At 59.5% G+C, this 6,094-nt stretch carries 7 protein-coding genes and 1 pseudogene; 4 read left to right on the forward strand and 4 right to left on the reverse strand.

The annotated features are described in order from the left end of the window. A pseudogene (locus tag V7Q10_RS12440) lies at positions 1-171 on the forward strand (outer membrane lipid asymmetry maintenance protein MlaD); the annotation flags it as partial. Continuing rightward, on the forward strand, positions 168-572 hold the full coding sequence (locus tag V7Q10_RS12445) for a DUF2155 domain-containing protein (protein ID WP_333869432.1): 405 nt from the start codon (positions 168-170) through the stop codon (positions 570-572). The pseudogene V7Q10_RS12440 and the gene V7Q10_RS12445, both read left to right, overlap by 4 nt. On the opposite strand, the gene aat is transcribed toward V7Q10_RS12445, so the two are convergent. Genes aat through accB form a run of 3 tightly spaced genes read right to left on the reverse strand, consistent with a single transcriptional unit; the run spans position 485 to position 3,036 of the window. Then, positions 485-1,162, reverse strand: a complete 678-nt coding sequence (gene aat / locus V7Q10_RS12450) for a leucyl/phenylalanyl-tRNA--protein transferase (protein ID WP_333869433.1) — start codon at positions 1,160-1,162, stop codon at positions 485-487. The two genes, V7Q10_RS12445 and aat, sit on opposite strands and share 88 nt — an antisense overlap. A gap of 37 nt (positions 1,163-1,199) precedes the next feature. Further along, positions 1,200-2,546: an acetyl-CoA carboxylase biotin carboxylase subunit gene (accC, locus tag V7Q10_RS12455; protein ID WP_333869434.1), complete on the reverse strand. Its 1,347-nt coding sequence runs from the start codon at positions 2,544-2,546 to the stop codon at positions 1,200-1,202. 4 nt (positions 2,547-2,550) lie between these two features. Next, positions 2,551-3,036 (reverse strand): acetyl-CoA carboxylase biotin carboxyl carrier protein, encoded by a 486-nt coding sequence (gene accB / locus V7Q10_RS12460; RefSeq protein ID WP_333869435.1) that lies wholly within the window; start codon positions 3,034-3,036, stop codon positions 2,551-2,553. A gap of 192 nt (positions 3,037-3,228) precedes the next feature. Here accB and V7Q10_RS12465 point away from each other — a divergent pair, with 192 nt between their 5' ends. Together V7Q10_RS12465 and preA are read left to right on the forward strand one after the other, a co-directional pair. Beyond that, on the forward strand, positions 3,229-4,572 hold the full coding sequence (locus V7Q10_RS12465) for an NAD(P)-dependent oxidoreductase (RefSeq protein WP_442885868.1): 1,344 nt from the start codon (positions 3,229-3,231) through the stop codon (positions 4,570-4,572). Positions 4,573-4,595: 23 nt separating this feature from the next. Further along, entirely contained in the window at positions 4,596-5,897 is a 1,302-nt protein-coding gene (preA, locus tag V7Q10_RS12470) for an NAD-dependent dihydropyrimidine dehydrogenase subunit PreA (protein WP_333869437.1), read from the forward strand. Here preA and V7Q10_RS12475 read toward each other — a convergent pair. Further along, a partial coding sequence (locus V7Q10_RS12475; protein WP_333869438.1) for a hypothetical protein occupies positions 5,898-6,094 on the reverse strand: 197 nt, incomplete at its 5' end.

Consider the following 6,094-nt stretch of genomic DNA (forward strand, 5'->3'; position numbering starts at 1 on the left):
ATTTCCTCGGAAGGTCTGCTGGGCGGCAATTTTGTCGAAATCCAGCCGGGCGGGTCGTCAGACAATCTTGTCGCTGGTGCGTCAATCGAAGACACTCAGGGCTCTGTCAGCCTGATCAGCCTGCTGATGAAATTTGTCTCTGGCGGCAAGTCAGACCCCGCCGCGCCATGACGCGACTTTTGGCGCTTTTGCTGCTGGTTGCCACGCCTGCCCTTGCACAAGAGGTCGCAGATGCGGCGGCTGCCAAGCTGCGGGTGCTGGACAAGCTGACTGGAGAGGTCAGCGATCTGACGCTGGCGCAGGGGCAATCCAAGACCATCGGTCGTTTGACGGTGCGGATGGATGACTGCCGCTACTATCTTGAAAACCCCGCCCAAGAAGCCTTTGTGCATCTGACAATTCTGGATGCCGCATCGACCACGCCAGATTTTGACGGTTGGATGACCGCCTCAAGCCCCGCGCTTTCGGCGCTGGATCATCCGCGCTACGACGTTTGGCCCCTGCGCTGCGATGTCGCCGATCTGGTCTTGCCCGATGTGGAAACTGCCCCTGCGGATGGCAGCGGCGGATAACCTAAGGGGTCAAAGCTGGCGGTTGCCGCCAGCGCCGCGCGCAGCTGGCGCTGATAGGCGGCGCGGCTGATCTCGGTTGCACCCAGCGAGGCCAGATGCGGCGTCAGAAACTGGGTGTCAAACAGCGTAAAGCCACCCGCCCGCAGTCGATGCACCAGATAGGCCAGCGCGGTTTTTGAGGCATTGGTGCGGCGCGAAAACATGCTTTCGCCAAAGAACGCAGCCCCCAGCGTTACGCCGTAAACCCCGCCAATCAGCGCGTCGCCCTCCCAGACCTCAAGACTATGGGCGTGGCCCATGTGATAAAGCGCTTGATACAGCGCGGTAATCTCGGCGTTGATCCAGGTTTCGGGGCGGTCAGCGCAGGCGGCGACAGTCTGGGCAAAAGCGCTGTCGGTGCGGATCACCCAATCGCTGCGCTGAATATGGCGGGCAAGGCTGCGCGAGATGTGAAAGCTGTCTAACGCGAACACCCCACGCTGGCGCGGCTCGACCCAGCGAATGTCCGTCGAGGTGCTGCTTTCGGCCATGGGAAACACCCCCATCGCATAGGCGCGCAGCAAAATCTCGGGGGTGATGTTTTGGGTCATGGCTGCAAAAGGGCGCCCGAAGGCGCCCTGTGCAAGATCAACCGAACTGTTTTTCCAGCCATTTTTCCAGCCAGTGAATGTTGTAATCGCCCGATTGGATGTCAGGTTCAGCCAAAAGCGCATCAAACAGCTGCACAGTGGTCTCGACACCATCCACCACCAATTCGCCCAAAGCGCGGTGCAAACGCGCCAAAGCCTCGGGGCGGTCGCGGCCATGCACGATCAGCTTGCCAATCAAACTGTCGTAATAGGGCGGGATCGAATAGCCGGAATAAAGCGCCGAATCCATCCGCACGCCATAGCCGCCGGGCGCATGGAACATCTTGACCTTGCCGGGGCAGGGCGAGAAATTCGGCAGCTTTTCGGCGTTGATGCGCACCTCGATGGCGTGGCCGTTGATTTCCAGCTCGTCTTGCGTAAAGGACATCGGCAGGCCAGCGGCAACGCGGATCTGTTCGCGCACCAGATCGACGCCAAAGATCGCTTCGGTCACCGGATGTTCGACCTGCAAACGCGTGTTCATCTCGATGAAAAAGAACTCGCCGTCTTCATACAAGAACTCAACCGTGCCTGCGCCGATATAGTTGATTTTCGCCACAGCATCGGCGCAGACCTTGCCGATTTTGGCGCGCAGCGCAGGGGTGATCGCGGGGCCCGGAGCCTCCTCAAACACTTTCTGGTGGCGGCGCTGCAACGAGCAGTCACGCTCGCCCAGATGCACCGCATTGCCTTTGCCATCGCCAAAGACCTGAATCTCGATGTGACGCGGCTTTTGCAGGTATTTCTCGATATAGACTTCGTCGTTGCCAAAAGCCGCTTTCGATTCCGCGCGGGCGGTGCGGAAGGCAACCTCCAGCTCTTCGGCGTTTTTGGCAACCTTCATGCCGCGCCCGCCACCGCCTGCGGTGGCCTTGATGATCACCGGAAAGCCAATGGCTGCGGCAACCCCAATTGCGGTTTCAAAGTCTGGCACGCCACCTTCCGAGCCGGGCACCACGGGAATGCCAAGCGCTTTGACGGTTTCCTTGGCGGTGATCTTATCGCCCATAATGCGGATATGTTCCGCCGTTGGGCCAATAAAGGTGATGCCGTGATCGTGCAAAGCCTGCGAAAACGCAGCGTTTTCCGACAAAAAGCCATAGCCCGGATGCACAGCCTGCGCGCCGGTAATCTCGCAAGCCGAGATGATCGCCGCCTTGTTCAGATAGCTGAGGGTCGAAGAGGCAGGGCCAATGCAAACGGATTCGTCGGCCATGCGCACATGCATTGCATCCGCGTCGGCAGTGGAATGCACGGCGACCGATTTGATCCCCATTTCCCGCGCGGCGCGGATCACGCGAAGGGCGATTTCGCCCCTATTGGCGATCAGGATTTTATCGAACATGCGCTTACTCGATGATCATCAGCGGTGCGCCGAATTCCACGGCGGTGCCATCGCCAACCAAAATCCGCTTGACCGTGCCAGCGCGCGGGGCAGGGATGTGGTTCATGGTTTTCATCGCTTCGATGATCAACACGGTCTGGCCTTCGGTCACGGCCATGCCAATGCTTGCAAAAGGCGTGGCGCCAGGCTCGGCGGCCATATAGCAGGTGCCAACCATAGGTGACGTCACCGCACCAGGATGCTGGGCAGGATCGTCATTTACAGCGGCCGCCGCGGCTGCGGGGGCTGCGGCCGCGGCTGCGCCTGCGTATTGCACGGGGGCTGCTTGCGCCATCTGCACCACGGTCGATTGCTTGACCACGCGCACATCCAGGCTGTCCGCCTCGCCGTATTCGCGCTTTACCGAAATCTCGGTCAGCTCATTTTTGTTCAACAGCTCTGCCAGAGCCGAGATAAACGCTACGTCTGCGTCGGAAGATTGTTTGCTCATGCCGTCCCCTGTTGGCGTCATTGCTCTCTCGCGGAAGGGGCCAACCTCCGCAATTTCTATCCTTCCTATACGTCAGGCTGGCGGCAGAAAAAAGGCCCAAGATTTCAGCAGCGGATTTTCAGGGTAATAAATCTGGCAAAAATCAAAATTTACCATTTGATAAAAAAATAAAGCTGTGCCAGCCTTTCTGAAATGAAAGATGCCAAGGGAGGCTTTGTCTTGTCTAACAGCCCTTTGACGGCAGGTGTTGCGGCCCAGCGTTTGGGTGCCGAGGCCTATGCCCAGAATTTTGCCGACCTTCAGCCGGTTTTGGCCCCGCACGAGGCGCGGGTGGCAGCTGATCGCTGCTATTTCTGTCATGACGCGCCTTGCATGACGGCCTGTCCGACCTCGATCGACATTCCGCTGTTCATTCGCCAAATCGCGACGGGCACCTCGGATGCGGCGGCTAAGACGATCTTTTCGCAAAACATTCTGGGGGGCATGTGCGCGCGGGTTTGCCCGACCGAACAGCTGTGCGAAGAGGTCTGCGTCCGCGAAGTGGCCGAAGGCAAGCCGGTGGAAATTGGCCGTCTGCAACGCTTTGCCACCGACGGGTTGATGGCAAAGGGCGTGCATCCCTTTGCCCGCGCGGCGCCTACGGGCAAGCGGGTTGCCGTGGTGGGGGCGGGGCCTGCGGGGCTTGCCTGCGCGCACCGTTTGGCGCTGCATGGCCACGAGGTGGTGATTTTTGAGGCGCGTGAAAAGGCTGGCGGGCTGAATGAATACGGCATCGCCACCTATAAAACGGCAGATGATTTTGCCGCGCGTGAGGTGGCATGGCTGCTGCAAATCGGGGGAATCACTGTGAGAACCGGCATGCGGCTGGGGCGCGACATCGAATTGGCAAATTTGCAGGCCGAGTTTGACGCGGTGTTTTTGGCGATAGGTTTGGGCGGCGTCAATGCGCTGCACGCTGTGGGCGAGGATCTGCAAGGTGTGCGTACTGCCGTCGATTTCATTGCCGAGTTGCGCCAGACTGCTGATAAATCCAGCCTTCCCATCGGTCGCGATGTGGTGGTGATTGGCGGGGGCATGACGGCAGTGGATGCGGCGGTACAATCCAAGCTTTTGGGCGCAAATTCGGTCACAATGGTCTATCGGCGCGGCAAAGATCGGATGAGCGCAAGCGCTTATGAGCAAGACCACGCCACGGCGGCTGGGGTGCGCATTATCTATGGCGCGGCGCCGGTACGGCTGATGGGTGAGGGCAACGTGCAGGCGGTAGAATTTGCCTACACCCATCAGGGAGCAAACGGCTTGGAGCTGGGCGAACGCTTTATTTTGCAAGCTGATCAAGTGTTTAAGGCGATTGGACAGACTTTGACAGACAGCTTTATCGCCAAGGATGGCGCAAAACTGGTCAAGCGGGCCGGTCCGGTGTGGGCGGGCGGCGATTGTGCCACAGGGGGCGAAGATCTGACCGTGACGGCGGTGGCCGAGGGCCGCGACGCCGCCGAAGAGATCAGCGCCTATTTGAAGGGGGCGATGCGCTAAAGCGCGTTGAAAAGGGTTTTGACATGGCAGATCTGACAACAAACTTCATCGGAATTAAGTCGCCCAACCCGTTCTGGCTCGCCTCTGCGCCGCCGACGGATAAGGAATATAACGTCCGCCGCGCCTTTGAGGCCGGTTGGGGCGGCGTGGTTTGGAAAACCCTTGGCTCTGAAGGGCCGCCGGTGGTGAACGTCAACGGCCCGCGCTATGGCGCGATTTGGGGGGCCGATCGCAGGCTGCTTGGGCTGAACAATATCGAGCTGATCACCGACCGCCCGCTGGAGGTGAACCTGCGCGAGATCAAATCGGTCAAGCGCGATTACAAAGACCGCGCGATGATCATCAGCCTGATGGTGCCTTGCGATGAGGAAAGCTGGAAGGATATTCTAGCGCGGATCGAGGATACCGAGGCCGATGGGGTCGAGCTGAACTTTGGCTGCCCGCATGGCATGGCCGAACGCGGCATGGGCTCGGCTGTGGGGCAGGTGCCTGAATATATCGAGATGGTGACGCGCTGGGTGAAGACCCATTCGCGCATGCCCTGTATCGTGAAATTAACGCCTAATATCAGCGACATCCGCAAACCGGCCGAGGCGGCAAAGCGCGGCGGGGCGGATGCGGTCTCGTTGATCAACACAATCAATTCGATCACTTCGGTCAATCTGGATGATTTCAGCCCCGAGCCGATGATTGACGGCAAGGGCACCCATGGCGGCTATTGCGGCCCTGCGGTCAAGCCGATTGCGCTGAATATGGTGGCCGAGATTGCCCGCAGCGAGGCGACGCGCGGGCTGCCGATTTCGGGCATTGGCGGCGTGACGACGTGGCGCGATGCGGCGGAATTCATGGCGCTGGGGGCGGGCAATGTGCAGGTTTGCACAGCGGCGATGACCTATGGCTTTAAGATCGTGCAGGAAATGATCTCGGGCCTGTCGCAATATATGGACGAAAAGGCGATGCACTCGACCGCCGATCTGATTGGCCGCGCGGTGCCCAATGTCACCGATTGGCAGTTCCTGAACCTGAATTATGTCGCCAAGGCGCAGATTTCACAGGATGATTGTATCAAATGCGGCCGCTGCTATGCCGCTTGCGAAGACACCAGCCATCAGGCGATTGCGATGTCAGAGGATCGCACCTTTACCGTCAAGGACGACGAATGCGTTGCCTGCAACCTTTGTGTGAACGTCTGCCCGGTCGAGAATTGCATCACCATGGTCGAGCTGCCAAAGGGAGCTGTTGATGCGCGCACGGGGCACAAGGTTGGCGACTATGCCAATTGGACCACGCACCCCAATAACCCTTCGGTTACGGCGGCAGAGTGATTAAACCTTAGCAGGCGGCGCAACCGTCGCCTGCTGATCCGCTGAAATTAGCGGTTGCGCTGCTGGGGCTTGGCCTGCGACCTCGCGGCCCATCAGATAGGCCTGTGCTGCGGCCTGCGCCAATTTGCTATCGGGCGAGACTGGATCCTTGATCTCTTCCTCGGGCTTTGGCGGGCCCTCTGCCTCTGCCTCTGCCT

The organism is Cypionkella sp., assembly GCF_036782355.1.
Classification (GTDB): Bacteria; Pseudomonadota; Alphaproteobacteria; order Rhodobacterales; family Rhodobacteraceae; genus Cypionkella.

Excerpts from the sequence above, each read along its gene's own strand:
- accB (WP_333869435.1), bottom strand. The coding sequence starts at position 3,036 with ATGAGCAAACAATCTTCCGACGCAGACGTAGCGTTTATCTCGGCTCTG.
- aat (WP_333869433.1), bottom strand. The coding sequence starts at position 1,162 with ATGACCCAAAACATCACCCCCGAGATTTTGCTGCGCGCCTATGCGATG.
- preA (WP_333869437.1), top strand. The coding sequence starts at position 4,596 with ATGGCAGATCTGACAACAAACTTCATCGGAATTAAGTCGCCCAACCCG.
- V7Q10_RS12445 (WP_333869432.1), top strand. The coding sequence starts at position 168 with ATGACGCGACTTTTGGCGCTTTTGCTGCTGGTTGCCACGCCTGCCCTT.
- V7Q10_RS12465 (WP_442885868.1), top strand. The coding sequence starts at position 3,229 with ATGAAAGATGCCAAGGGAGGCTTTGTCTTGTCTAACAGCCCTTTGACG.
- accC (WP_333869434.1), bottom strand. The coding sequence starts at position 2,546 with ATGTTCGATAAAATCCTGATCGCCAATAGGGGCGAAATCGCCCTTCGC.